Source organism: Zooshikella sp. RANM57 (assembly GCF_050749885.1).
Lineage (GTDB): Bacteria > Pseudomonadota > Gammaproteobacteria > Pseudomonadales > Zooshikellaceae > Zooshikella.
Map to the genome: position 1 here is coordinate 637372 of NZ_JBOIUB010000001.1, position 24816 is coordinate 662187.

Sequence of the window (24816 nt, forward strand, 5' to 3'; positions counted from 1 at the left end):
CTACTTGATTCATCATAGCGAGCCTGGATCACTTGACTCAGCCCGTTTAACACTTAAAAGTTTAAATATATTTATGACTGTGCAACAACATTCTCACTCTATCGATCCTAAGGTAGAGCAAAAACAACTGGAAAGCCTGGTTGAACAAATTCTCTCCGAAGCGAAGCGGCAAGGTGCTACGGCAGCTGAGGTTGGTGTTAGCTTGGATACAGGGTTATCTGCCAGTGTGCGTAAGGGCGAGGTTGAAACGGTAGAGTTCAACTGTGATCGTGGCTTTGGTATTACTGCTTATGTTGGAAAGCGTAAAGGATCTGCCAGCACCTCAGATAGCTCTCCCCAGGCGATTGAAGACACCGTTGCGGCGGCGGTAAATATTGCTCGTTATACATCCGAAGATGATTGTGCAGGGTTGGCTGATCCTGAGCAGCTGGCACAGCAAATTCCTGACTTGGATTTGTATCATCCGTGGGGTATTACGCCTGAGCAAGCTGTGGAACTGGCAAAAACCACTGAAGCAGCCGCATTTCAACAAAGTGATCTTATTAGTAACTCTGAAGGTTCGACAGTTGCCAGCCATCAGGGGTGCCGTTTGTACGGAAACTCTAATGGTTTTTTAGGCAGCTATTTATCAAGTCGTCACAGTATTAGTTGTGTCATGATTGCTCAGCAGCAAAAGGAGATGCAACGAGATTACTGGTATACCATTGCACGAAAATGTGGAGATCTGCAAGCAGCAGAACAAGTAGGTGCAAAAGCAGCAGAGCGGACAGTCGCCCGTTTAGGATCGCGAAAAGTGGAAACCTGTCAGGTCCCTGTCCTTTTTTCAGCGGAATTAGCGAGTTCCATACTGGGGCATTTTCTTTCTGCCGTAACAGGTTCTAGCCAATATCGAGAAGCATCATTTCTGTTAAATAGTCTTGGCCAGCAAATATTTCCTGATAATGTCAGAATTCATGAGCAACCTCACTTAAAAGGTGCCATTGGTAGTGCTGCTTTTGATAATGATGGTTTGGCGACTTATGCAAAAGATTTTGTAACTGATGGTGTATTACAAAGTTATATATTAAGCACTTATTCTGCGCGTAAACTGAAAATGCAAAGTACAGCAAATGCAGGTGGAGTGCATAACCTTTTTATTGAACCTCATGACTACTCACTTGATGATTTGCTGAAGAAAATGGATCGTGGTTTGCTCGTGACTGAGCTGATGGGGCATGGGATTAATGCTGTTACAGGGGACTATTCACGTGGTGCTGCTGGCTTTTGGGTTGAATATGGCAAAATCCAGTTTCCTGTTTCTGAAGTAACTATTGCCAGCAATCTAAAAGATATGTTTCGCAACCTTGTTGCTATAGGTAATGACATTGACTGGCGGAGTAATGTGAAGACGGGTTCGTTGCTGATAGAACAAATGACAGTAGCTGGTCACTAATAACTGACTTTGTTGCTTTTTATTTTGTAGCACACCAATTGTTGTATATAGCAAGGTTCTTGGGATTGGCCTCAGCCAAAAAAATAGGAGGCTAACCCAAGAAATGCTACAAAACCTACAACATCTGTCACGGTTGTTAAGACGACACTTCCTGCTAACGCTGGATCTATGCGCATCGCTTTAAGCAGTAAGGGGAGGCCAGCCCCAGCAATGGCTGCAACCAGCATATTTGCGACCATTGCTAGCGCAATAACAGTAGAAATTATAGGGTCTTTAAACCAAAGCATGGCTGCTATAGAGACGACAATAGCCCATAAACAGCCATTTAAGAAGCCAACAATACATTCCCTTGAGATTAACCAGCGAACGTTTGACTGGCCTATTTGACCAAGGGCCATCGCTCTAATGACTAGTGTTAGAGTCTGGCTCCCTGCAATGCCTCCCATACTTGCGACAATAGGCATGAGTACGGCAAGTGCTACGACTTTGTCAATCGTATCCTGAAACATGCCAATAACACCTGAGGCTATAAAAGCAGTCAATAAGTTAATGCCTAACCAGATTGCCCGGCTGCGAGCCGTTTTTAAAACGGGAGCAAAAGTATCAGCATCTTCATCCAAGCCTGCCATGCTCATCAACGAGTGATCACCTTCTTCACGAATGACATCAACAACGTCATCCACTGTGATACGACCGACCAGCTTGCCTTCGTCATCTACGACAGGTGCAGAGACCAAATCTTGACGCTCAAATAGCTGAGCTACTTTATTGGCTGGCATACTGGCAGGTATAGCTTGAATATCTGTCTGCATCACTTCGCGTACACTGATAGAAGGATGCGTAGTGAGCATTTTACTGATAGGCAATACGCCTATGAATTCATCGCGACGGTTAACGACTAATAAGGCATCCGTCATTTCTGGTAACTCTGGGTGACGGCGTAAATAACGAAATACAACATCCAGTGTATTGCTGGGACGGACAGTAATCATGTCCGTGTTCATCAAGCCGCCAGCAGTATCTTCTGGGTAGGATAATACTTGTTCTACACGATGACGGTCTTGGGCATCCATGGATGCCAACACTTGTCGGGTAATTGTGTCTGGCAGCAATTGCAGCATATCTGCCAGGTCATCGGTATCGATATTTTCGGTAAGGGCTGCAACTTCATCCACATTCATCTGTTCCAGATAAAACTGGCGCAGATCATCTCCAAGTTCTTGTAGTACTTCAGCAGCAAGTTCTTTTTCTAAGAGCTGCCAAATCAGGGTTCTTATTTTTGGCGGAGAAGATTCAAGTAAATGGGCAATATCAGCTGAGGACAGGCTATTTAGCATCATCGATACTTGAGGCGATACTCCTTGCTCCAGTGCCTCATTTAAGGCCTGAATTTGGGTATCGGAAATGCTGCTTTGTTGTTGAGCCATAACCCCCCCTGTTGGGCAGTGCAGAAGTTACAGAAAGCACTAGAGCGCAAATTTTAACGAAAATTTGCTATAGACCATAGTATCTTCTTGATTTCTTTTGCTAAATCAGAAAATGTACAGGCTGGAATAAGTGCAGTAGAACGAGCTGTGGATTGTTTTTGGGTTTGTTGGTATTTGCTTGAAAGTGGCGGGATATTAAAAATATTTATGACCCGATAAATTCTACTCTCCTTCCTCAAAGTAGTTATCAACCAATGCCTTAAGTGCAACAAATGCCTGCTCTTCATCTCTGCCTTCAATAAGCACATCGAGGGTTGTACCTTGGCTGGCAGCTAACATCATGACTGACATAATACTTTTGCCATCTACCATTTTACCTGCTTTGCCGACACGAATCGTGCTACCAAAGGCTGCAGCCGTTGTTACAAACTTTGCTGCAGCACGAGCATGAAGCCCTAGCTTATTAATGATGATGAGCTGTTCTTCTATCATGGTGACGGCTGAAGTCTTAACTAAGGAAGTTCACGATGTCTAACTTGAACATTACGGTACTTAGCTTGGAAGGAAGATGCAAGCCGTTCTGCTAAATAGACTGAACGATGATGACCTCCTGTACACCCTATAGCAACAGTTAGGTAACTCCGGTTGCAGGCTTCAAAACTAGGTAACCATTTTTCAACAAATTTATAAATATCTTCAAACATCACTTCAACTTGAGGTTCTGCCATTAAAAACTCTTTAATGGGTTGATCTTTACCTGTGTACTGTCGTAAATGATTAACCCAATAGGGGTTAGGTAAACATCGAACATCAAAAATATAGTCTGCATCATTAGGTGCACCCTTTTTAAAGCCAAATGACTCAAATAATAATGCAATACTTTTGTCTTGTTTGCAGGCTACTCGTTTATTAAATATATCGCGTAAATCATGCAGCGTAAGTCCAGTTGTATCCATGGTGAGATCAGCCAGGTTTGAGATTGGCTCCAAAACCTGTTGCTCAGCTTTAAGGGCTTCAGCTAAAGAACAATTATGGTTGCTTAATGGGTGTTTTCGTCGAGTTTCACTAAAGCGTTTTAAAAGTTCTTCGTCATCAGCATCAAGATAAATAACCTCAGCATCAACTTGTTGTTGTTTTATCCGGTTAATAATTTCCGGAAAGCGAGATAGCTCTTGTCGTATATTTCGGGCGTCAATACTGACAGCTACACGGTCTAAATAAGCTTTTTGCAGCTCTTTCGCTAAATCAGGAAGTAAAACTAAGGGTAAATTATCGATACAGAAAAAACCTTGGTCTTCAAGCACATGTAGCCCTGTACTTTTACCTGAACCTGATCGACCACTAATGATAACAAGTTTCATACGACTTTTATGTGTACCATGGTTGTGAGTTGGCTTTTATTATGCGCGCCATATTATTATTACACTGCATGTATAGTGTACACCAAAATGACGGCTTCTTGTTGTAGCCAAGCTACAGTGAAGTCCGTCATTTGGAGTAAAAATAAATGAAGCGTTAAAGCAAGATGGTTGTGTGTGACCTGTTAATTAGGAAGAGGGGCAATAGCAAGCTCATAAAGTTCATGATTGCTTTGAGCATTACGCAGCCTATTTCTGAAACTGGCATTTTCAAACCGTTCAGCAACAAGTTGCAATATTGCTAAATGCTCAGAAGTAGCTTCTTCTGGAACTATAAGTGCAAAAATTAAATCAACTGGGTGATTATCCATTGCGTCAAACTCGATGGGTTCACGAAGCTTTAGTAAAGCCGCCATGGGTTTTTCACAGTTGGTTAATCTGCAGTGGGGAAGTGCAATGCCATTGCCGAATCCAGTACTTCCCAGTCGTTCTCTGGTAATAAGACTATCAAAAAGTTCGCTAGCACCTATGCCTGGCCGGTAACCGGCCAGGATATCTGCAATTTGCTCTAACGTTCTTTTTTTACTGCCACCCTCGACATCACAAGCGGTGCACTCCGGGGCAAGAATCTGTTCGAGTTTCATTGCGTTTTTACAATCTCCAGCAATGGCCGGTTTAACGGGCTCCTGCGCCCTGTAAACGGTCAAGGTTTTTCTCTTTGTGTTTTAGAAGTTGACGATCTAACTTATCGACAAGCATGTCAATCGCTGCATACATGTCTTCAGATTCCGCTTCCGCGCGAATATCTGCACCTCTTATATGTAAAGTGGTCTCAGCTTTTTGTCGAAGTTTTTCAACACTTAAAGTAACTTGCACATTGGTAATGCTATCAAAGTGCCGCTCCAACCGCTCAAACTTGCTGATAACATATTGGCGCAGCGGATCGGTAATATCAACGTGGTGACCACTAATATTTATTTGCATGCATCGATCTCCTAAGTGATCCGATTTACAGTCTATCAGTAGAAACTGTGTACTACTACTGACTCCACAACATCCCTAATCAATTGAGTAGGGGTAATAGGGTTGTTTGTCACCCTATAACGCTTTCTTACACCAACCGTTTTCGCTCGTTAGAAGGCGGAATAGAAAGTGACTCTCGGTACTTAGCGATAGTTCGTCTTGCCACTTTTATTCCTTGTTCTTCTAGAAGCTTGGCTATTTTACTATCAGATAAAGGTTTTCGCGCATTTTCCGCCGCGATCAATTTTTTTATGATGGCTCGGATTGCTGTTGATGAGCATTCTCCACCCGATGAGGTACTGACATGACTGGAGAAAAAATACTTCAGTTCAAATATACCACGAGGGGTGTGCATATATTTTTGAGTTGTTACTCTTGATATTGTTGACTCATGCATGCCAACGGCTTCTGCAATATCATGGAGCACTAAAGGTTTCATGGCTTCTTCTCCGTACTCTAAAAAGCCCTTTTGGTGCTCAACAATACAGCTAGCAACTCGCATTAATGTTTCATTACGGCTCTGCAAACTTTTTATAAACCAGCGTGCTTCCTGGAGATGATTTTTAATATAGGTATTGTCAGAACTGCTGTCTGCACGTTTGACTAAAGATGCATAGCTTGCATTGATGCGAAGACGGGGGGTGGCATCGGTATTAAGTTCTACACTCCAGCGATCATTTCTTTTTTGAACAATGACATCTGGAACGATATATTCAGAGTTCTCATCTTGAATAACAGAGCCAGGCCGTGGATTTAAACTTTGTATCAACAGGATGGCTTGTTTCAACTGCTCTTCTTTCAACTTTGCTTTTCGCATAAGTTGATTGTAGTCGTGATTGCCTAATAAATGGAGATACTTTTGAGTGATTAGCTTCGCTTCTTCCACAAAAGGCGTATTTGCACTGAGTTGTGTCAACTGAGTTAAAAGGCACTCTTTTAAATCGCGAGCGGCAACGCCAACAGGGTCAAATTGTTTTAGTAAGCGGTGAACGGCAACGACTTCATCAAGCTCTATCTCAAGTTCTGGGTCAAAGCTTTCCAGAATGTCTTCCAGGGTACAGGTTAAATAGCCGCTTTCATCAACTGCATCAATAATTGCAATGGCAATCAGGCGGTCATTATCGCTGAGTGGGGTAAGGTTAAGCTGCCAGTGTAAGTGTGTCTGTATTGTTTCTGCAGTGCTGTTTCTAGCGGTATAGTCAAAATCTTCATCGGTGTTAGAAGATGAGCTTCCAGTCGTTGGCAGTATTGGGTCATAGACGTCATCCCAGGCGGTATCAACCGATAGCTCCGATGGAATTTGCTCCGCCCACTGATCCTCATAAAGAGATTCACCATCACTCTCTTGTTCTTGAGAAGTAGTGCTAGACGTAGCATCAATATTGCTGCCATCACCATTGGAACTTGAGGGAGCTTCTTGGTTGAACTCAGCGTGTTGTTCATCAGAGGAGTCAGCTGACTCATTATTCATATTTGAGTCTGAAGCGTCTTCAATAAGTTCAAGTAATGGGTTGGAGTCTAAGGCTTGCTGAATTTCTTGTTGCAAGTCAAGCGTAGACAACTGAAGTAGTTTAATGGCCTGTTGCAGCTGAGGCGTCATTGTCAGCTGTTGGCCCATTTTTAAAACTAAGGATGGCTTCATAATTAGTTGGTTTACCTACACTGCAACAAAGCAAATGCTGAAATTTATCTATTAATATGCCACTAAACAGTACCTGTCATTGTGGTGAATGAATGCTGCCACATTAGTAATTCAGTCAACAGTGAAAGAGAATAATGAGTGGCCGCATCTCATACATTAACACATTATATGCGCGACCAGGCTACTTGTCTTAGATTTTGAATTGGTGTCCAAGATAAACATCCTTGACTTTTTGGTTGGCCATTACATCACTCGCAGAACCTTGAGCGATTATCTGTCCTTCACTTACTATGTAGGCTAACTCGCAAATATCAAGTGTTTCTCGAACATTGTGATCGGTAATCAGTACACCAATGCCTCTTTCTTTTAAATGAGTTACTATCATTTTTATATCATTTACAGATATGGGGTCAACCCCAGCAAAAGGTTCATCTAATAGGATAAATGAAGGTTCTGTTGCCAGTGCACGAGCAATTTCAACCCGTCTGCGTTCTCCTCCAGATAAGCTCATGCCCAAACTATTTCTGAGGTGGGTTACATTGAACTCTTCAAGTAATTGGTTAAGTTTTTCTTCTCGCTGTTGACGATTTAAATCCTTACGGGTTTCTAAAATCCCCATAATATTTTCACTGACAGACAGTTTACGAAAAATAGACGCTTCTTGTGGTAAGTAACCAATTCCTGCACGTGCTCTACCATGCATTGGTAGATGTGTAATATCCTGTTCATCTATTTGTACTTGGCCATGATCAGACCTAACCAAGCCAACGATCATATAAAATGTAGTTGTTTTCCCTGCACCATTAGGACCAAGCAAACCAACGATTTGACCACTTTCAATATGAAGTGAGACTTCTTTTACAACTTGACGGCCTTTATAGCTTTTTGCCAGATTTTGGGCTTGTAGGACAGGCATAGAGTTACTTCGTCTTAGTGGGTTGCAGAATCATCTCAACACGTTGCTTGCCGCCAGCTTTTGATGAGTCGCCTTTAGCATTCACCGTTTGGGTTTTCATGTTATAGTCAATGCGCTTGCCTGTGAACTTGTTGCCTTCCTGAAATAGTTTGGCGTTAACAATAATTTCAACTCTTTCTTGAGGAATCATATAGTTGATTTGTTTACCATAGGCGCGAATCAACTCCTTGTTGGGCTCAGGCTTTTCTTCATAGTGTGCAGGGCTACCAAGAGCAACTACTTTGTTGATATCTCCCTGCTTGTCAGTGTAAATCGTGACTTTATGGCCAGTAATTTTTATGGTGCCTTGGGTGATGACAACATTCCCCGTCAGTATGCGTACACCATCTTTTTCGGCATTAGCACTGTCAGACTTTGCGTGGATTGGCTTTTCTCTATCAGCAGGTAAAGCCCAGGCACTTTGCTGGCCCAGTAGGTTAACAAGTAGTATTCCTATTGCTAAAAGGTTAATCCTGCACTTCATATGTTCCCCTAACATTGGATAGCAACTCCACACGCTCCTCATCTAAATAGGCATTCATGCCGACCGCGTTGACAACTGAGTTGACAGTTTTAATGGTTACTGGACGTTTGGTTTTAGCCTGATTTTGATCGGCATAAACAGTAAGAAACTCTGTTGTTATAATCATGCCAGGATTTCCAGTCGTTTTCTGTTCTCTAACTACGACATTATCCCAGAGTTCCATCACATCTCCACCAGGAAGTATCCTGCCCTGTCGTGATGTGGTATGCCAATCGCTACTTTGTTTCCGCGTAATCAAAATATCAGGCTGATCAATTAACGAAATATCATTGTGGGGAAAATGGCTTACTTTCTCTGCGACAACAATGTAGTCTCGCTCACCTTGAGTTGTATATTGGGTGATTACGGGTGACTCCATAAAAAAGTCTGGAGAAATAGCGGCATCTTCTTTTTTATCACTTGTGGGGGCGGTTAAGTTAAATGCATCAGGCTGATTCAGAAAAGTAAATAAGCCATACCCCAGTATCAACAGTAATATCAGCGTAGTAATACGTTTAAAGCCCATATTGAACTAAGCTCATTCCATTAAGAAGTTAAAGACAGTAATGTCACGTTAACAACATAAGTAAGGAGCTAGTTGGGCATCAAGGGTACCTTGGCTTGCCATAATAAACTCGCATACTTCTCTGGCAGCACCAAGTCCACCATTTTGTTGGGTTACACCAGCTGCATATTGTTTTACCGTTGGATTTGCGTTAGCAACAGCCAAGCCTAGGCCAACATGACGGATAGCGGGGAGGTCAGGTAAGTCATCCCCTAAATAAGCTACCTGTTCTGGTGTGAGATCAAGCTGCTCAAGAATATCTTTTAGAACGACAAGCTTATCTTCACGACCTTGATAAACAATTTCTACACCAAGTGCAGCCATTCGTTGACTGACAACCTTAGATTTACGGCCAGTGATAATAGCGATTTTGACCCCAGTTTGCTGCAAAAGTTTGAAGCCTAAACCATCCAGCGTATTGAATGTCTTAAACTCTTGGCCATCTTCTGTAAAGTAAAGGCGACCATCAGTCAGTACTCCATCAACATCACATACCAGCAAACGAACAGCTGTGGCTTTTGTGGTTAAGTGTTGTAAGCTCATACGACACCTGCGCGTAAAAGGTCATGCATATTAAGGGCGCCGATAGCTTTATGGTTATCGTCTACCACAATCAAGCCATTAATTTTGTGCTTTTCCATAATGTTAAGTGCTTGAGCTGCCAGCATATCGGCTTGGGCAACTTTGCATTGTGTTGTCATGACGCTATCAATGGTGGATTGCTGAATATCGATGCCCTGATCGAGTGCTCGACGTAAGTCACCATCAGTAAATACGCCTTGAAGAATACCTTCAGCGTTCACAATAGCGGTCATACCCAAGCCTTGTTGGGTCATTTCCAGCAGGGCATCTCTTAGCCGTGTACCTGAACGAACAGTGGGCAAGCGATCATTTTGATGCATAATGTCTGCGACTTTTAACAGTAGTCTTCTACCTAGACTGCCGCCTGGGTGGGAAAATGCGAAGTCTTCAGCTGTGAACCCCTTAGCTTCCAATAAGGCTATAGCTAACGCATCACCCATGACTAAAGCGACAGTAGTACTTGCTGTTGGTGCTAAATCTAGAGGGCAAGCCTCTCTTTTAATGGAAACATCAAGGTTAACATCGGCCGCTTTTGCAAGCGTCGATTGAGGGTTTCCTGTCATACTGATCAAAGAGGTACCCAGTCGCTTTAGCAGAGGGAGAAGGGTAACTATTTCGGCAGTGTTGCCGGAGTTAGAGAGCGCAATAACAACATCACTGGCAGTGATCATACCCATATCACCATGACTCGCTTCACCAGGATGAACAAAAAAAGCAGGTGTGCCAGTACTGGCTAGTGTTGCCGCAAATTTATTGCCGACATGCCCTGACTTACCCATACCTACAACAACCACTCGGCCTTTACAGCTAAGAATAAGCTCACATGCTGCAACAAAGTCAGCATTTACCGAGCCCGCTAGTTTTTGTAGGGCTTCAATTTCAATTTCAAAGGTGCGTTTGCCTGACGCTATAAGCTGTTCTGCCTGGGTCATAATCTACCTACTATATAGAGTGAGTCAAAGACACATAACTGGGCTGCTTATCTAACATGGAACGTGGACTGAGTAAAAATCAACAGTATTAGCTGGCGCGAATTATGACAGACTAAAGACTGTGAGTTAAGTAAAGAACGATGCCATACCCCACATAACAAGCAACTAGGCAGGAACCATTAATACGGCTAAGTGAGGATTGCCGAATTTTACCCCAGAAAATCATCCCAACCAGTAATCCTGTGAGTAACAACATAGCTAGATAGTCACGCTGGAAGACAAGGCTACTAAAATGGTCAGGGTTTATCAGCGCGGGCATAGGTAGTACAGCCAGTAAGTTAAAAAGGTTTGAGCCAACCACATTACCAATTGCAATGTCGTGGTGATTTTTTCGAGCACTAGCAATTGAAGCTGCTAGTTCTGGGAGACTGGTTCCAATTGCAACCACTGTTAAACCAATGATGAGTTCACTGACACCGAGCCAATAAGCAATTTCAGTGGCTCCCCACACCAAGATTCTGGAACTAATAAGGAGAAGAACCAGCCCACAAATGAATAACCAGGTTGCTTTTTTTTGTGGGATATCAGGAACCTCCTCCTCTTCCTCAGTAATCAGTGGGTCTGCACCTTTAGAGGCATTTTGCTGCCAACGATAAAATAGATAAAGCGTTGCCACTAACCCACTCAGTAGAATTATTCCATCCATCAGGGCCAAGCTAGAGTCGAAGAGACACACTCCTGCTAGAAATGTCACGGCAAGTAAAAGGGGGACTTCTTTACGCAGTAAAGATGACTTTATTGGGAGGGGGGCTACTAGTGCAGTAATACCTAAAACTAAACCGATGTTGGCAATGTTAGAGCCTAGTGCATTACCAGCCGCTAAACCTGAGTGCCCATCCGAAGCGGCCATGATCGCCACTAGAATTTCTGGTGCAGAGGTACCAAAAGCGACAATGGTTAAACCTATCATCATCGTTGACATGCCAAAATTACGTGCGGTGGCGGCTGCGCCATCGACAAACATATCAGCACTCCAAATGAGCACAGCAAAACCTACCAAGATGGCGATAAAAGCTAATAGCAGAGACATAAATTCAACTCGTTTATATTCTCATGTTGTTTGGGCGCTATTAAAGAAAGTCTGTAAGTGAAATGCAAGTAAAGAAAAAAGAATAAATCGTTTGCATTAAGTTATTGCATTGAGACATTTGTCATTAATTTGCAGTCATTATGCTTTCACAACTATTCGATGACGAAAATCATTACTCTAGTGGGATATGTTATACAGATCAGCATTTTAGTCAGTAGGTGATAATAATTTGCGACTTGCTCCCCTCAGCCCCTCCTTCGTTAACTGATAAGCTTGATTGCGTTCTGTACGACAGGTGTTTGCTATTTGTATACCGTTTATGAATTATTTTTGTGCTGTCTGACACTTATTGTGTGCTGGTTGTGTCTGAGAATAAGTTTGTTGTAGGTAAAGTGATATAGCCACGTTTTTTAGCTTATATAGCACTTAAATTTATTCGTTGATGAAATTGCAGTTTGTAAAATGCTTATAAAAAATTTTAACGATTAGCTTTGGTCTGTTGTATTAGGGCAACAAACCTTTGGAGCACCTAGCGTACAGCCAGTACAAGTCGAAGTAATCCGTTGTTATGAACTAGGTCAATCACGAGGGTTTAGCCGTGAAGCTTCTACCATTAAGTCGTGTCTTTGTGAGTAGTGCATTGTTAGCTGCAGTCAGTATGTCTGGTTGGGCTGATGATGGCTTTTGGATCACCATCGATAAAGAGACACGGGAAAAAATCCGTACAGAAATGCCTTATCTTTTGGAGGATGTTGATCTGTCATCACTGGCAGCTGATGAAGCATTTTCAACAAGTAACTCAACTGTCGCCAAGGTTTCGACGAAAAAAATAGATGCACTAAGTCAGTTTATTCACCTACGGATGAAACGCTGTGGGGGATTTATAGTGCATGATGACTTTGAGCAAGCACTTGCTTTGGTGAAGCAAAATGAAAATATCCCTCTTAATGGTTTTGTAGAACCTAATTACACCATTGATCAAGGGGAAATAGTTACTGCTCTGATTCCTTCTGTTCAGGAAGCATCTTTAAAAGAAACCATAAATAGTTTAAGTCGCTTTAATAATCGTTATTATCAAAGCGATACAGGTGTAGAGGCCGCTAGCTGGATTAAAAGTCAGTGGGAGCAGTTAGCAAAAGGTCATGAAAATGTTTCAGTTGAATTGGTGAAGCATAGTCAGTGGCAACAACCATCTGTGGTATTGACCTGGAAAGGAAGTGAGTTACCAGATGAGGTTGTTGTTGTGGGTGGGCACCTGGACTCTATCAACCAAAGCAGTAGTGACAAAATACGCGCAAAAGCACCCGGTGCTGATGATAATGCATCAGGTATAGCCTCACTGACTGAAGCAATGCGAGTGCTTTTTACAAGTGATTTTAACCCTAAACGCACGATAAAGTTTATGGGGTATGCGGCAGAAGAAGTTGGCTTGCGAGGGTCAGGCGATATTGCTGCACAACATAAGCAGAGTAACGCTAATGTTATTGGTGTGATGCAGTTGGATATGACGCTCTTTAATGGTTCTCGTGCAGATGTTGTATTTATGCAAGACAATACCTCTAATGAGCTTACTCAGTTTACGGCAAAGCTTGCTGAAACCTATCTTCCAGAAATTAGTGTAGATTACGGTAGTTGTGGTTACGCCTGCTCGGATCATGCTTCCTGGTATCGTAATGGCTATCCAGCAGTAATGCCTTTTGAAGCGCAAATGCGTGAATCAAATAATAATATTCATACCACGAATGATACATTGGAAAGCGCGGGTGGTAATGGTTTGCATGCCATTAAATTCGCTAAGTTAGCAACGGCTTTTGCTGTAGAGTTAGCGAAAAGTGCGGGAGATAGCCCTGACAACCCTGATCCAAATACTCCCGATGATGGTTCTTATAAGCAACTGAAAAATGGCAAAGGCTTCTGCTTAGGCGTCAATAAACAGGGCGGAAATAGGATCACTGCAAGTCAGTGTAATAATGCGGCTAACCAAAAATGGATGATGGATGGTGAGGGGCGTATTCACCCCAAAGGGAGTGAAAAACAGTGTTTGGCTATGCGCTCTTGGTTTACAGGTGCCAATATGGCTCAACTAAGTGAGTGTAAGACAACAGATAATACACAACGTTGGGGGCTGGTTGGTGGAAAGCTGCAAAATGCTGAACACACAAAGTTTTATTTAACACATTTTGGTGAAAAGTATGGTGACTGGGTAGGTGTTTGGTATGACTTATCAAATGACTATCAGCAGTGGCAGTGGAGTAACTAAAACGCTATAAGGCATTCTGCTCCTTCCTTAGCTTTCTAGTAGGGTTAAGGAAGGCGTTAACGTTGTTTTAGTGGGTGAAATACCTTCAGTTTCAAGTCGTATATATAATCTTCTATTGAGTATTTAAACATTACGCAATGTAATATTTTTTTACACAGAGCTGTTTTAAATATAGAAATAACCACTTCATTTATATTGGTATTAAAGTTTCGCAACACTAAGTGTTGTTTATGAAAATGTGTTGATAGTGTTTAATTATTGTTAAATGCTATGTTGTTATTGGTTTGTAGTGTGATAAAAAAGATATTCACTAGTGTGATCTAAATATCAATACTGTTACTTTGGTGCAAAATGGTTTAATGCATCTCGATGCTTCATGGGGTAGTAAGTACATTCTTTTGTAGTTTAGTGTATAAAAAGCTGCTTTTTGTTTCCCTCTTAAATAGTGCTAAAATGCGCGCCCTAGTAACAAAATACTAATACTGTCAGCCGGCACTAAGTACTTTTACCTAACTATGGATACATTGTCTTTGCTGAAAAAGGGATAGATGACAATCCTTTAATGACAGCCGAATAATGAACCGTTGTATAAAATGTGCACTATTTTCAAATAAAGCTTACGTATTCAAATAAAATGAGTGCAGTATTTATTTGATTCAGTCTGGCCCATAGTCAATGTTGTTCTGCGTTTAACAAAGGTTGATAAATTATGGCGTTTGCCTCTGATAATATTGTCGAAATTAACGGCTTAACGTTTAAACGTTCAGGTCGTGCTATTTATGACAATGTCACAATACATATTCCTAGAGGAAAAGTGACAGCTATTATGGGGCCAAGTGGAACTGGTAAAACCACGTTATTACGCTTGATTGGGGCCCAGCTTAAGCCTGATGCTGGCGATATTATTGTGGATGGACATAGTATTCCTTCTTTAGGGCGTAGTGATTTATTTAGGGTTCGACGAAAAATGGGCATGTTGTTTCAAAGTGGTGCTCTTTTTACTGACCTTAGTGTTTATGAAAACGTTGCTTTTCCATTACGTGTACATACTCAGCTTCCAGAAGCAATGATTCGTGATGTGGTATTAATGAAGTTGCATGCAGTTGGTCTTCGTGGTGCAAGAGATTTAATGCCCAGTGAACTTTCTGGTGGTATGGCGCGTCGGGTTGCGTTGGCAAGAGCTATAGCTTTGGACCCGATGATGATTATGTACGATGAACCTTTTGTTGGACAGGACCCTATTGCGATGGGGGTTTTAGTCCAGTTGATTCGTTTATTAAATGATGCCTTGAATTTAACCAGTATTGTTGTTTCCCATGATGTTCATGAAGCTGCCAGTATTGCAGATTACATTTATGTCGTTGGTGATGCCAGTGTATTAGGTCATGGGGCACCTGATGAGTTAATGAATTCTACAGATGACAGAATAAGACAGTTTATGAAAGGTCTACCAGATGGTCCTGTACCTTATCATTATCCGGCACAAGATTATCGCCAAGACTTGTTGATGGGAGAGGTTTTATGAAGCGGCAACGACAGGACTTAATGACCAGCTTCATTACTTTTCTTCGTCGCCTTGGTCAGACTGGGATTGCGCGAGTTGAGTCAATAGGACGCTCGGGTGTTTTTTTATTACTGGCCATCTTTGGTCGTTCTGGTTTTGGCTCACGTTATCAGTTGCTAGTACAGCAACTGTATTCAATAGGTGTGCTGTCACTGGTCATTATATCTGTTTCAGGCCTCTTTATTGGGATGGTACTGGGCCTTCAGGGATATAACATACTCGTTACCTATGGTTCTGAAGAAGCTGTCGGTCAGATGGTTGCATTGACCCTGCTTCGTGAGCTGGGTCCTGTTGTTACTGCATTGCTTTATGCGGGGCGTGCGGGGTCTGCACTGACGGCAGAAATTGGCTTGATGAAAGCAACGGAACAACTATCCAGTATGGAAATGATTGGCGTTGATCCATTAAAAAGAATTGTTGCACCACGCTTTTGGGCTGGTTTTATTTCAATGCCATTGCTTGCGGCAATTTTTAGTGTCATTGGCATTTATGGTGGGGCCATGGTCAGCGTTGACTGGCTTGGTATTTACGAAGGGTCTTTTTGGTCAAACATGCAACAGTCTGTTAATTTTGCAGATGATGTCTGTAATGGTGTGATTAAAAGCCTGGTCTTTGGTTTTGTCGTAACCTGGATCGCCGTTTTCCAAGGCTACGATACTATGCCCACTTCAGAAGGCATTAGTCGAGCAACAACGCGAACCGTTGTTTATTCGTCATTAGCTGTACTGGGTTTAGACTTTATTTTAACGGCAGTGATGTTCGGAGAACTGTAATGGTGCGCATGAGAACCGTTGAGATCAGCGTGGGAGTTTTTATGCTGGCAGGCATATTTGCGCTGATTTTGTTGGCTTTGCGAGTAAGTGGATTATCCATTCAGACAGCCCAAACTACTTATCACGTCCATGCTTTCTTTGATCACATTGGTGGTCTCAAAGTGCGTTCCAAGGTGGCTATTAGTGGTGTCAATGTAGGAAGAGTGGTTTCCATTTCCTATGATAAAACGGAAATGCGTGCCAAGGTTGTTATGGAAATTGACAGCCAAGTTAATAATATTCCAACAGATAGCACGGCAGCCATTTTGACCTCAGGTCTTTTGGGCGAGCAGTATATTGGAATTACGTTAGGTGGTGAGGAAAAGACTTTGCAGGAAGGGGGGGAAATATGGAATACCCAACCAGCGCAAATTCTTGAAGATTTGATTGGAAAATTCCTTAAACAATCAGTCAAAGAAGTTGAATAAAGATAAACAGGATTAGCTAGACGAAGGTATATTCATGAATTTGCGAAACTATTTAACTAAAGCGATTACTTTGGTATTTGCGCAATGCTTCCTCATTTCAAGTGCTTTAGCTGTAGCCGATAGCCCTGATCGGTTGGTTAAAGATACTACTGAGAAAATGATTGCCGTTATTAAAAAAGAAAAACCAAATTACAAAAGTAATCCACAACGTTTTTTTGGTGAGCTGGATAAAGTGCTTTCACCTGTTGTTGCATTTGATAAAATCGCACGCAGTGTTATGAGTGTTCGTCACATTAAAAAAGCGACACCTGCACAATTACAGCAGTTTGAAAAAGCATTTAAAACCAGCATGATTGAGTTTTATGGAAAAGCATTGCTTAAATACGATAATCAACGTATTGATGTAAAACCAATTCCAGCTGAACATCTCAAAAAACCTCGTATACCTGTGCATATGACTATCTATGCTGCAGATGGCACAACTTACCCTTTAACCTACACCATGTTTAAAAATGGTGCAGGAGAGTGGAAGATGCGTAATGTTGTAGTTAATGGCATCAATATTGGTAAAGTTTTCCAGTCTCAATTTGACCAAGCAATGCGTGAAAACCAGCGCAATATTCAAAAAGTGATCGATAACTGGTCTACTATCATGAAGTCTGCAGAAGAAAAGACACGAGCTAAAGGTGCTTAAGCTGTGACCGACGCGACAGTAGAACTTACTCAGCCAGGTGTTATTAAAGTTTCAGGCTGCCTTGAGGCAGCCAACGCTGTGGTAATTGAGCAGCAAGGACGAGACTTGATGACGAGTACTAATACAGTGACAGCCTGGCAGATTGATCTCAGTGGCATAGTTTCTTGCAGTAGTGTGGGGCTCTCTGTTTTACTTTGCTGGTTACGTTTTTCGAGAAAGTGTTCATACCAGCTTAAGTTCGTCAATATGTCTGCTGATTTGTTTGATTTGGCCAGAGTAAGTGGCCTTGATAGCGTACTTCCCTTGGGAATTGAGTAAAAAGTCAGATTTGCTATGGTAATTAAGACGCAGTTAAGGTTTCGTTACTGCGTATTTTTTTATATGATACTCCCCTTTTTTTTCAGCATTCTATGTTGAGGTAGCGATGGGACCAGAGCAAATAAAAGCATTATTAGAAGATAAGCTGGTAAATACTGAAGTTATCGTTGATGGTGAAGGCTGTAACTTTCAGCTAATACTCGTCAGCGATGAATTCACAGGCTTATCGCCCGTAAAAAAACAACAGATGGTTTATGCTCACCTCAACCACCTTATCGCTGATGGCACTATCCATGCGGTTACGATGAAATTCTTCTCGCCTGCTGAGTGGCAACAGTATCTCCAACAAAATGGACAGCAATAGAAAGTGATGCCCCCTGTGCTGTCAGAGTTTATCTGGCTCAGTATTTAGTAAGAGCTTGAGGAATAATTAATGGATAAATTGATTATTACCGGTGGTAGTCGCCTGGATGGTGAGATAAGAATTTCCGGAGCGAAAAATGCTGCCTTACCTATCCTGGCGGCAACACTCTTGGCTGATGAGCCAGTAACAGTGTGTAACCTCCCACACCTTCATGATATTACAACCATGATTGAGCTTTTTGGCCGTATGGGCATTGAGCTTGTGGTTGATGAAAAGTTAAATGTTGAAGTTCATGCAAACTCAATTAAAAGCTTAAGTGCTCCCTATGAACTGGTGAAAACCATGCGGGCTTCCATCCTTGTGCTGGGGCCTATGTTAGCGCACTTTGGTAAAGCTGAAGTAGCACTACCGGGTGGTTGTGCTATAGGTAGTCGTCCTGTGGATCTTCATATTCGTGGTTTGGAAGCCATGGGTGCGGATATTAAGGTTGAGGATGGTTATATCAAAGCGAGTGTTAAAGATCGCTTAAAAGGTGCCCATATTTTCATGGACACAGTGACCGTCACCGGTACTGAAAATATTTTAATGGCTGCATGTTTGGCTGATGGGCAAACAGTGATTGAAAATGCGGCTAGAGAGCCTGAAGTGGTCGATTTAGCGCACTGTTTGATTAAAATGGGTGCGAAAATCTCTGGCCATGGTAGTGACACGATTGTGGTTGATGGGGTACCAAAGCTTCATGGCTGTGTGTATTCTGTATTACCCGATAGAATTGAAACTGGAACCTATCTCGTGGCTGCAGCCGTTACGGGGGGGCGGGTGAAAGTTAAAGATACAGATCCTTCTATCCTTGAAGCCGTATTGAGCAAGCTGAAAGAAGCGGGCGCTGATATGACTATAGGTGATGATTGGATTGAGCTGGACATGCATGGTAAGCGACCAAAAGCCATCAGCTTGAAAACAGCGCCTTACCCTGCGTTTCCAACTGACATGCAGGCACAATTCACAACCTTAAATGCGGTTGCTGAAGGAACAGGTAGTATTACTGAAACCGTTTTTGAAAATCGCTTTATGCATGCTTTAGAAATGATGCGCATGGGAGCGAATATCACCATTGAGGGCAATACTGCTATTGTCACTGGTGTTGAAAAACTTAAAGCTGCGCCAGTTATGGCAACTGATCTACGTGCCTCCGCGAGTTTGGTGGTAGCTGGTTTAGTTGCTGAAGGTGATACAGTAGTAGATCGTATTTATCATATTGATCGTGGCTATGAGTGTATAGAAGAAAAACTTCAACTATTAGGCGCAAAAATCAGACGTGTACCTTAGCATACGCTACTAAAACAATGAAAAATCAACTTACGATCGCGTTATCGAAAGGGCGGATTCTCGATGAAACCTTGCCCTTACTAAAAGCTGCAGGCATTGAGCCTGCAGAAGACTTGAAGAAAAGCCGCAAGTTAATTATTCCCACCCATCATCCTCATGTTAACTTACTCATCGTTCGAACTACTGATGTTCCTACCTATGTTGAATATGGTGCTGCGGATGCAGGTGTTTCTGGTAAGGATGTCTTGCTTGAGCATGGTACTCATGGGCTGTATGAACCCTTGGATTTAAAAATAGCGTGTTGTCGGTTAATGACGGCAGGACCTGTAGACGCTAAACCTCAGGCCAGGGGGAGGCGTGTGGCTACGAAGTTTGTTAACGTTGCTAAGCGTTTCTATGCGGCACAAGGACAGCAAGCAGAAATAATTAAGTTGTATGGTTCAATGGAATTGGCACCTTTGGTGGGCTTGGCTGATGAAATTGTGGATGTGGTGGATACTGGAAATACACTGCGAGCAAATGGCTTGGCGCCAAGAGAACTGATTGCTCATGTCAGTGCGAGGCTGGTCATTAATAAGGCTGCGATGAAAATAAAACATAAATTACTTCAAAACCTGATTAAGGACTTGGAATCAGCGGTGAATCAGCGGGAAATATCAGGAAAATAAGTCAAACAGTTCTGGCTTAGTTAATACCGTGCAGCAGTCTTGGTTGGAGAGTGTAATTCATGTCGCTTGATATTCAGTGGTTAGATGCCACGGCAGAAGATTTCTCTACGCGTTTAAATGCATTGATTGCATGGGAAGCGGTTTCTGATCAGCAAGTACTGAGTACTGTGCAATCAATTATTAGTAATGTACGACAACAGGGTGATCAGGCTTTAGTTGATTACACTTGTCGTTTTGACCAGCGAAATTTAGCCTCAATAGCTGATATTTGTCTTGATAGCAAAGCACTTCATGAAGCTCGCCAACGCTTAAATGCCAATGATGAACAAGCACTGGTCGCAGCAGCTGATCGAATTCGGCAGTACCATGAAAGGCAAGTCCAACGTTCCTGGCAGTACGAAGAAGAGGGCGTTTTACTTGGGCAACAGGTTACGCCAATGGCGCGGGTCGGTATTTACGTTCCAGGAGGCAAAGCAGCCTACCCTTCATCTGTATTAATGAATGCAATTCCAGCCAAAGTTGCTGGTGTTAAAGAAATTATTATGGTTGTACCCATGCCTAAAGGTGTGGTGAATGATTGGGTATTGGCAGCAGCAGCCATTGCTGGGGTTGATAAAGTGTTCACGATAGGAGGGGCTCAAGCTATTGCTGCTTTGGCTTATGGCACTGAGTCTGTTCCCAAAGTCGATAAAATTGTGGGACCAGGTAATATTTATGTCGCCACGGCTAAACAACTGGTGTTTGGCCAGGTAGGCATTGATATGATTGCGGGGCCATCTGAAATTCTGGTGATTTGTGATGGCAAAACAGAGCCTGACTGGATTGCGATGGATCTGTTTTCGCAGGCAGAGCATGATGAAGACGCTCAATCTATATTAATTTCACCAGACAGAGACTTTTTGCATAAAGTGGAAGCAAGTATAAAACGCTTGTTGCCTACAATGGAAAGAAAAGATCTTATTGCTACCTCATTAGCTAATCGTGGTGCTTTTATCTGGACTCCTGATATAGATACAGCAATAGCCGTAAGCAACGAAATTGCCCCTGAGCATTTGGAGCTGTCAGTAGAAGATCCCCATGCACTATTGCCTGCAATACGTCATGCCGGTGCTATTTTCATGGGACGCTATACGGCAGAAGCTCTGGGTGACTATTGCGCAGGCCCAAATCATGTGCTGCCTACTTCTGGGACAGCGCGTTTTTCTTCTCCTCTTGGTGTGTATGACTTTCAAAAACGTTCCTCATTAGTGTGTTTTTCGGCAGAAAGTGCCAGTGAGATTGGACAAATAGCCTCTACACTGGCGAGGGGGGAAGGACTGACGGCACATGCACTCTCAGCTGAATACCGAATCGTGAATAAAAAATAATGAGAGAACACAGCTAACAATAAGAAGATGACTTATGGTGAGTGATAATCGTAAACAAGCAGTAAGTGCTCGTGTTGAGCGCTGGGTTAGAACGGATGTCCAGGCATTAAAAGCGTATCATGTGCCGACCATTGGGCAGCATGTTATCAAGCTTGATGCTATGGAAAATCCTTATCATTGGCCATCAACAATGCATCAAGCATGGCTTGACTCCCTCCAGCAAATTCATGTCAACCGCTACCCAGATGCAGGCTGCGCTCAGTTAAAGCAGTCATTTCGCGAGGCATTCCAAATAGCAGAAGATTATGAAATTCTATTTGGTAATGGCTCCGATGAGCTAATCCAGTTATTAGCAATGACAGTAGCAGGCCCAAACCGAACGATACTGGCACCAGAACCAAGCTTCGTTATGTACAAGATGATTGCTCAGTACTTGCAGATGAATTATGTGGGCATTCCATTAGGTGCAGATTTTTCTCTGGATATTGGTGCCATGCTGAAGGCTATTGAGATGCATAACCCAGCCTTGATCTTTTTAGCACAGCCCAATAATCCAACAGGTAATGTATTCGGTGAAGAAAAAGTTCGGCGTATTATTGAAGCCTCTTCAGGGTTGGTTGTTATCGATGAGGCTTATACGGCTTTTTCTTCAAGTGATGCTTATTCTTTGCTAGCAGATTATAGCAATGTAGTTATCATGCGAACGCTTTCCAAGGTAGGGCTAGCAGGATTGCGTTTAGGGTATTTAATTGGTCACCCTGGCTGGTTAGCTGAAGTGAATAAACTACGCCTGCCTTACAATATCAATGTGTTAACCCAAGCCAGTACGGCATTTGCGTTACAACATGTGGATGAGTTGTTTAAACAAACGACTAAGATTTGTGCTGATCGGGAAGCACTTAAAGAGCGACTTTCTGCTTTTGATAATCTGCATGTCTGGCCAAGTGAGGCTAACTTTTTACTATGCCGAACTCTTGAACATGATGCAGTAGACGTCCAGCGACTATTGCTCGCAAAAGGTGTTTTAATAAAGTGTCTTCATGGCTCACACCCTTTGCTCAACAACTGTTTGCGTATTACGGTGGGTACACCAAAAGAAAATGAGGTGTTATTAAGGGAGTTAGCTGCCTTGCTTGCCAGTTAATTTGGGCTTTTAGTAATAAATTGTTGGTCGTTGAGGCGAATACACTAATCCAGACTGTAAGTATTCTGGATTAGTGTTTGAAATGAAGCTTTAAGTTGGAAGGATAAGTTAAATGGGCAGTTAATGCCTTGAGCGAGAAGGTTCTTGCAGTCCTGAGAGGGACGGCCTTAAACCAATAATACATTTGATATCTTGCTCAACCCCATTACGAATAATTTTAATAATAACTTCTTCACCTGGACGCATTTGAGCCACCTGATACATGACTTTGCGGCCTTCACGTGCATGCATACTGTTAATCTCCAGGATTAAATCGCCCGGTTTTAAGCCCGCTTGAAAAGCTGGGCCATTACGATATACACCCGTAATTAAAATCCCTTCTATATGCGGAAGACCAAAAGCATCTGCAAGCTCACGGGTAAACTGTTGAGTCTCAAGCCCTAACCAGCCGCGAATAACCTTGCCGTGTTTGACGATTGATAACATCACATCGCGGGCTATTTCTGAAGGAATCGCGAAACCAATTCCTTGAGAGCCTCCAGACTTAGAAAATATAGCTGTATTGATACCGAGCAGGTCGCCATGCACATTAATAAGTGCGCCACCAGAGTTTCCAGGATTTATGGCTGCATCTGTTTGGATGAAGTTTTCGTATGTGTTTAAGTAAAGTTTGCTACGACCTGTGGCACTGATAATACCCATGGTCACAGTTTGGCCAACACCAAAAGGATTCCCAATAGCTAATACCACATCACCAATCTCAGCATTACGCGTTGGGGCTAGGGTGATGGAAGGTAGATTGTCTAGATCTATTTTAAGAATGGCTAGGTCCGTCTCTGGATCTGTGCCAACTACGCGAGCGGCTGTTTCACGACCATCTTGCAGTAATATTAGAATTTCTGAGGCACCTGCAATAACATGATTGTTGGTAACGACATAGCCTTCTGGGCTCATAATCACGCCTGAACCTAAGCTGGATTGCATACGCTTCCGTTTAGGCATTTGGTTATAGCCAAAGAAATCCTGAAAGAAAGGATCATCGAAGATTGGGTGTTGGCGCTCACGAATTATTTTTGTTGTGTATATATTAACCACAGCAGGTGCTGCTTTTTTTACAGCATGACTATAAGAGCTGGGTCCTGTTTTACTGGGGGAAACGGTTACATTTTCTTGATTAACGACGACAGGTTCAGTTGGGCTGATAGGGCTATTTGTACTGTTGTATACTGCTTGAGTAACTTGTGGTGTATTTTTTTCAACAGTATTATTTTTTCCAACTAAGCTGGGGAATTGTTGCATTAGAATAACGGCAACTAAGACACCACAAATTGTTGGCCATGTAAGGAAATGCACTAGTTTTTTCATAGTCATGTTTTCGTAATAATTTGCCTTTGGCTTTGAAATCTGGCCAAGTTATTCAGGTGTTTCTTAACCCTTGGGCGCACTTATTATACGGATGCATGACTTATTCTGTCATCTCATATTCTGCTAATGTAAGACGTATACACTATGGTTGAATGTAAAGACCTTATAAATACTTTGAGTGAATGGTTGCAACCGCAGCTGTTTAAGGATTATTGCCCTAATGGTTTGCAAGTTGAAGGCAAACCACATATTAAGAAAATTGTGACTGGTGTCACTGCTAGTCAGGCGCTTATTGATCATGCAATTAAAATACAGGCGGATGCCCTGCTGGTGCACCATGGATATTTCTGGCGGGGTGAGTCTGAGCCTGTTGTGGGTATGAAGAAAAAGCGCTTACAGGCATTACTAGCCCATGAAATAAACTTGCTAGCCTATCACTTGCCTTTAGATGCTCACCCTGAACTAGGTAATAATGCACAACTGGCTAAGTTGTTAGGTTTGAAGATTACTCAAGGGATGGATGCAGATATTAATACCAGCATTGGTCTGGTGGGTGAAGTTTCTAGTGAGCTTTCAGTAGAGCAATTAACCCAGCAAGTTACGGATGTATTAGGGCGTTCTCCACTTGTTATTCAATCGGGTAGTCACCCCATCAAAAAAGTCGCTTGGTGCACAGGTGCAGCACAAAGTTTCATTGAAAAGGCTGCACAATTAGGTGTGGATGCTTATCTATCGGGTGAAATTTCTGAGCCAACTGTGCACACTGCGCGTGAATTAGGGGTTCATTATTTTGCTGCAGGCCACCATGCCACTGAGCGTTATGGAATTAAAGCGTTAGGTGAAGCACTTGCAGATCATTTTGGTATTGAACACATATTTGTTGATATAGATAACCCCGTCTAATCCGACCTTTATTTTTCCTCATCTCGTCACAGCCCAGTATTTGGAGACATTGGGCTGTGTAGACTCTTTTC

Annotated in this window: 26 protein-coding genes; 13 read left to right on the forward strand and 13 right to left on the reverse strand. The window is 42.5% G+C overall.

The genetic code is table 11. The features are described 5' to 3' along the window. Positions 1-73 precede the first annotated feature (73 nt). Positions 74-1432 carry a metalloprotease PmbA gene (pmbA, locus tag ACQ96U_RS02315; RefSeq protein ID WP_431719613.1) on the forward strand — a complete coding sequence of 453 codons (1359 nt, stop codon included), beginning with the start codon at positions 74-76 and terminating at the stop codon, positions 1430-1432. 71 nt (positions 1433-1503) lie between these two features. On the opposite strand, the gene mgtE is transcribed toward pmbA, so the two are convergent. The 12 genes from mgtE to ACQ96U_RS02375 all read right to left on the reverse strand — a co-directional run bounded on the left by mgtE (position 1504) and on the right by ACQ96U_RS02375 (position 11529). Beyond that, on the reverse strand, positions 1504-2859 hold the full coding sequence (mgtE, locus tag ACQ96U_RS02320) for a magnesium transporter (RefSeq protein WP_431719614.1): 1356 nt from the start codon (positions 2857-2859) through the stop codon (positions 1504-1506). 222 nt (positions 2860-3081) lie between these two features. Beyond that, positions 3082-3351 (reverse strand): HPr family phosphocarrier protein, encoded by a 270-nt coding sequence (locus ACQ96U_RS02325; protein WP_431719615.1) that lies wholly within the window; start codon positions 3349-3351, stop codon positions 3082-3084. Between the two features lie 20 nt (positions 3352-3371). Beyond that, complete coding sequence (gene rapZ, locus ACQ96U_RS02330; RefSeq protein WP_431719616.1) at positions 3372-4220, reverse strand: RNase adapter RapZ; 849 nt, start codon at positions 4218-4220, stop codon at positions 3372-3374. 182 nt (positions 4221-4402) lie between these two features. After that, positions 4403-4924, reverse strand: a complete 522-nt coding sequence (gene ptsN, locus ACQ96U_RS02335) for a PTS IIA-like nitrogen regulatory protein PtsN (protein ID WP_431719617.1) — start codon at positions 4922-4924, stop codon at positions 4403-4405. Continuing rightward, positions 4893-5201 carry a ribosome hibernation-promoting factor, HPF/YfiA family gene (hpf, locus tag ACQ96U_RS02340; protein ID WP_431719618.1) on the reverse strand — a complete coding sequence of 103 codons (309 nt, stop codon included), beginning with the start codon at positions 5199-5201 and terminating at the stop codon, positions 4893-4895. Before hpf ends, ptsN begins: the two co-directional genes overlap by 32 nt. 127 nt (positions 5202-5328) lie before the next feature. Continuing rightward, positions 5329-6882 (reverse strand): RNA polymerase factor sigma-54, encoded by a 1554-nt coding sequence (locus ACQ96U_RS02345; protein ID WP_431719619.1) that lies wholly within the window; start codon positions 6880-6882, stop codon positions 5329-5331. Positions 6883-7072: 190 nt separating this feature from the next. Next, complete coding sequence (lptB, locus tag ACQ96U_RS02350) at positions 7073-7798, reverse strand: LPS export ABC transporter ATP-binding protein (RefSeq protein ID WP_431719620.1); 726 nt, start codon at positions 7796-7798, stop codon at positions 7073-7075. Positions 7799-7802: 4 nt separating this feature from the next. Beyond that, entirely contained in the window at positions 7803-8321 is a 519-nt protein-coding gene (lptA, locus tag ACQ96U_RS02355) for a lipopolysaccharide transport periplasmic protein LptA (protein ID WP_431719621.1), read from the reverse strand. Next, the gene (gene lptC / locus ACQ96U_RS02360; protein WP_431719622.1) at positions 8305-8886 is read right to left on the reverse strand and encodes an LPS export ABC transporter periplasmic protein LptC; all 582 of its coding nucleotides are present in this window, start codon (positions 8884-8886) and stop codon (positions 8305-8307) included. Before lptC ends, lptA begins: the two co-directional genes overlap by 17 nt. A gap of 48 nt (positions 8887-8934) precedes the next feature. Continuing rightward, on the reverse strand, positions 8935-9468 hold the full coding sequence (gene kdsC, locus ACQ96U_RS02365) for a 3-deoxy-manno-octulosonate-8-phosphatase KdsC (protein ID WP_431719623.1): 534 nt from the start codon (positions 9466-9468) through the stop codon (positions 8935-8937). Next, positions 9465-10439, reverse strand: a complete 975-nt coding sequence (locus ACQ96U_RS02370) for a KpsF/GutQ family sugar-phosphate isomerase (RefSeq protein ID WP_431719624.1) — start codon at positions 10437-10439, stop codon at positions 9465-9467. Before ACQ96U_RS02370 ends, kdsC begins: the two co-directional genes overlap by 4 nt. A gap of 112 nt (positions 10440-10551) precedes the next feature. Then, positions 10552-11529, reverse strand: a complete 978-nt coding sequence (locus tag ACQ96U_RS02375) for a calcium/sodium antiporter (RefSeq protein ID WP_431719625.1) — start codon at positions 11527-11529, stop codon at positions 10552-10554. Between the two features lie 598 nt (positions 11530-12127). On the opposite strand from ACQ96U_RS02375, the gene ACQ96U_RS02380 reads away from it, so the two are divergent. The 11 genes from ACQ96U_RS02380 (at position 12128) to hisC (ending at position 22477) form a co-directional block, all read left to right on the forward strand. After that, entirely contained in the window at positions 12128-13789 is a 1662-nt protein-coding gene (locus ACQ96U_RS02380; RefSeq protein WP_431719626.1) for a M20/M25/M40 family metallo-hydrolase, read from the forward strand. A gap of 709 nt (positions 13790-14498) precedes the next feature. Continuing rightward, positions 14499-15314 carry an ATP-binding cassette domain-containing protein gene (locus tag ACQ96U_RS02385; RefSeq protein WP_431719627.1) on the forward strand — a complete coding sequence of 272 codons (816 nt, stop codon included), beginning with the start codon at positions 14499-14501 and terminating at the stop codon, positions 15312-15314. Continuing rightward, positions 15311-16126 carry a lipid asymmetry maintenance ABC transporter permease subunit MlaE gene (gene mlaE, locus ACQ96U_RS02390; RefSeq protein ID WP_431719628.1) on the forward strand — a complete coding sequence of 272 codons (816 nt, stop codon included), beginning with the start codon at positions 15311-15313 and terminating at the stop codon, positions 16124-16126. The genes ACQ96U_RS02385 and mlaE overlap by 4 nt, the downstream gene beginning before the upstream one ends. An 8-nt stretch (positions 16127-16134) precedes the next feature. Further along, entirely contained in the window at positions 16135-16593 is a 459-nt protein-coding gene (gene mlaD / locus ACQ96U_RS02395; RefSeq protein WP_431719629.1) for an outer membrane lipid asymmetry maintenance protein MlaD, read from the forward strand. Between the two features lie 34 nt (positions 16594-16627). Further along, entirely contained in the window at positions 16628-17287 is a 660-nt protein-coding gene (locus ACQ96U_RS02400; protein WP_431719630.1) for an MlaC/ttg2D family ABC transporter substrate-binding protein, read from the forward strand. Positions 17288-17290: 3 nt separating this feature from the next. Then, positions 17291-17605 (forward strand): STAS domain-containing protein, encoded by a 315-nt coding sequence (locus ACQ96U_RS02405; protein ID WP_431719631.1) that lies wholly within the window; start codon positions 17291-17293, stop codon positions 17603-17605. A gap of 106 nt (positions 17606-17711) precedes the next feature. Then, positions 17712-17969, forward strand: coding sequence for a BolA family protein (locus ACQ96U_RS02410; protein ID WP_431719632.1), 258 nt, complete (start codon positions 17712-17714; stop codon positions 17967-17969). 69 nt (positions 17970-18038) lie between these two features. Continuing rightward, complete coding sequence (gene murA / locus ACQ96U_RS02415; RefSeq protein WP_431719633.1) at positions 18039-19298, forward strand: UDP-N-acetylglucosamine 1-carboxyvinyltransferase; 1260 nt, start codon at positions 18039-18041, stop codon at positions 19296-19298. Between the two features lie 17 nt (positions 19299-19315). Continuing rightward, a complete protein-coding gene (hisG, locus tag ACQ96U_RS02420) occupies positions 19316-19966 on the forward strand; it encodes an ATP phosphoribosyltransferase (RefSeq protein WP_431719634.1) in 651 nt (216 codons plus the stop codon). A gap of 59 nt (positions 19967-20025) precedes the next feature. Further along, positions 20026-21333 (forward strand): histidinol dehydrogenase, encoded by a 1308-nt coding sequence (hisD, locus tag ACQ96U_RS02425; RefSeq protein WP_431719635.1) that lies wholly within the window; start codon positions 20026-20028, stop codon positions 21331-21333. A 34-nt stretch (positions 21334-21367) separates the two neighbouring features. After that, complete coding sequence (gene hisC / locus ACQ96U_RS02430) at positions 21368-22477, forward strand: histidinol-phosphate transaminase (RefSeq protein ID WP_431719636.1); 1110 nt, start codon at positions 21368-21370, stop codon at positions 22475-22477. A gap of 120 nt (positions 22478-22597) precedes the next feature. Here the strand turns inward: hisC and ACQ96U_RS02435 are convergent, their stop codons facing one another. Then, the gene (locus tag ACQ96U_RS02435) at positions 22598-23842 is read right to left on the reverse strand and encodes a trypsin-like peptidase domain-containing protein (protein ID WP_431719637.1); all 1245 of its coding nucleotides are present in this window, start codon (positions 23840-23842) and stop codon (positions 22598-22600) included. Positions 23843-23986: 144 nt separating this feature from the next. Here ACQ96U_RS02435 and ACQ96U_RS02440 point away from each other — a divergent pair, with 144 nt between their 5' ends. Then, positions 23987-24745 carry a Nif3-like dinuclear metal center hexameric protein gene (locus ACQ96U_RS02440; protein WP_431719638.1) on the forward strand — a complete coding sequence of 253 codons (759 nt, stop codon included), beginning with the start codon at positions 23987-23989 and terminating at the stop codon, positions 24743-24745. The last annotated feature ends 71 nt before the right edge of the window (positions 24746-24816 follow it).

Excerpts from the sequence above, each read along its gene's own strand:
- ACQ96U_RS02325 (WP_431719615.1), bottom strand. The coding sequence starts at position 3,351 with ATGATAGAAGAACAGCTCATCATCATTAATAAGCTAGGGCTTCATGCT.
- ACQ96U_RS02345 (WP_431719619.1), bottom strand. The coding sequence starts at position 6,882 with ATGAAGCCATCCTTAGTTTTAAAAATGGGCCAACAGCTGACAATGACG.
- ACQ96U_RS02440 (WP_431719638.1), top strand. The coding sequence starts at position 23,987 with ATGGTTGAATGTAAAGACCTTATAAATACTTTGAGTGAATGGTTGCAA.
- mlaD (WP_431719629.1), top strand. The coding sequence starts at position 16,135 with ATGAGAACCGTTGAGATCAGCGTGGGAGTTTTTATGCTGGCAGGCATA.
- ACQ96U_RS02400 (WP_431719630.1), top strand. The coding sequence starts at position 16,628 with ATGAATTTGCGAAACTATTTAACTAAAGCGATTACTTTGGTATTTGCG.
- lptC (WP_431719622.1), bottom strand. The coding sequence starts at position 8,886 with ATGGGCTTTAAACGTATTACTACGCTGATATTACTGTTGATACTGGGG.
- murA (WP_431719633.1), top strand. The coding sequence starts at position 18,039 with ATGGATAAATTGATTATTACCGGTGGTAGTCGCCTGGATGGTGAGATA.
- hpf (WP_431719618.1), bottom strand. The coding sequence starts at position 5,201 with ATGCAAATAAATATTAGTGGTCACCACGTTGATATTACCGATCCGCTG.
- lptA (WP_431719621.1), bottom strand. The coding sequence starts at position 8,321 with ATGAAGTGCAGGATTAACCTTTTAGCAATAGGAATACTACTTGTTAAC.
- hisD (WP_431719635.1), top strand. The coding sequence starts at position 20,026 with ATGTCGCTTGATATTCAGTGGTTAGATGCCACGGCAGAAGATTTCTCT.
- ACQ96U_RS02370 (WP_431719624.1), bottom strand. The coding sequence starts at position 10,439 with ATGACCCAGGCAGAACAGCTTATAGCGTCAGGCAAACGCACCTTTGAA.
- ACQ96U_RS02410 (WP_431719632.1), top strand. The coding sequence starts at position 17,712 with ATGGGACCAGAGCAAATAAAAGCATTATTAGAAGATAAGCTGGTAAAT.
- ACQ96U_RS02385 (WP_431719627.1), top strand. The coding sequence starts at position 14,499 with ATGGCGTTTGCCTCTGATAATATTGTCGAAATTAACGGCTTAACGTTT.
- pmbA (WP_431719613.1), top strand. The coding sequence starts at position 74 with ATGACTGTGCAACAACATTCTCACTCTATCGATCCTAAGGTAGAGCAA.
- rapZ (WP_431719616.1), bottom strand. The coding sequence starts at position 4,220 with ATGAAACTTGTTATCATTAGTGGTCGATCAGGTTCAGGTAAAAGTACA.
- kdsC (WP_431719623.1), bottom strand. The coding sequence starts at position 9,468 with ATGAGCTTACAACACTTAACCACAAAAGCCACAGCTGTTCGTTTGCTG.
- lptB (WP_431719620.1), bottom strand. The coding sequence starts at position 7,798 with ATGCCTGTCCTACAAGCCCAAAATCTGGCAAAAAGCTATAAAGGCCGT.
- hisG (WP_431719634.1), top strand. The coding sequence starts at position 19,316 with ATGAAAAATCAACTTACGATCGCGTTATCGAAAGGGCGGATTCTCGAT.
- ACQ96U_RS02375 (WP_431719625.1), bottom strand. The coding sequence starts at position 11,529 with ATGTCTCTGCTATTAGCTTTTATCGCCATCTTGGTAGGTTTTGCTGTG.
- hisC (WP_431719636.1), top strand. The coding sequence starts at position 21,368 with ATGGTGAGTGATAATCGTAAACAAGCAGTAAGTGCTCGTGTTGAGCGC.
- mgtE (WP_431719614.1), bottom strand. The coding sequence starts at position 2,859 with ATGGCTCAACAACAAAGCAGCATTTCCGATACCCAAATTCAGGCCTTA.
- mlaE (WP_431719628.1), top strand. The coding sequence starts at position 15,311 with ATGAAGCGGCAACGACAGGACTTAATGACCAGCTTCATTACTTTTCTT.
- ACQ96U_RS02435 (WP_431719637.1), bottom strand. The coding sequence starts at position 23,842 with ATGAAAAAACTAGTGCATTTCCTTACATGGCCAACAATTTGTGGTGTC.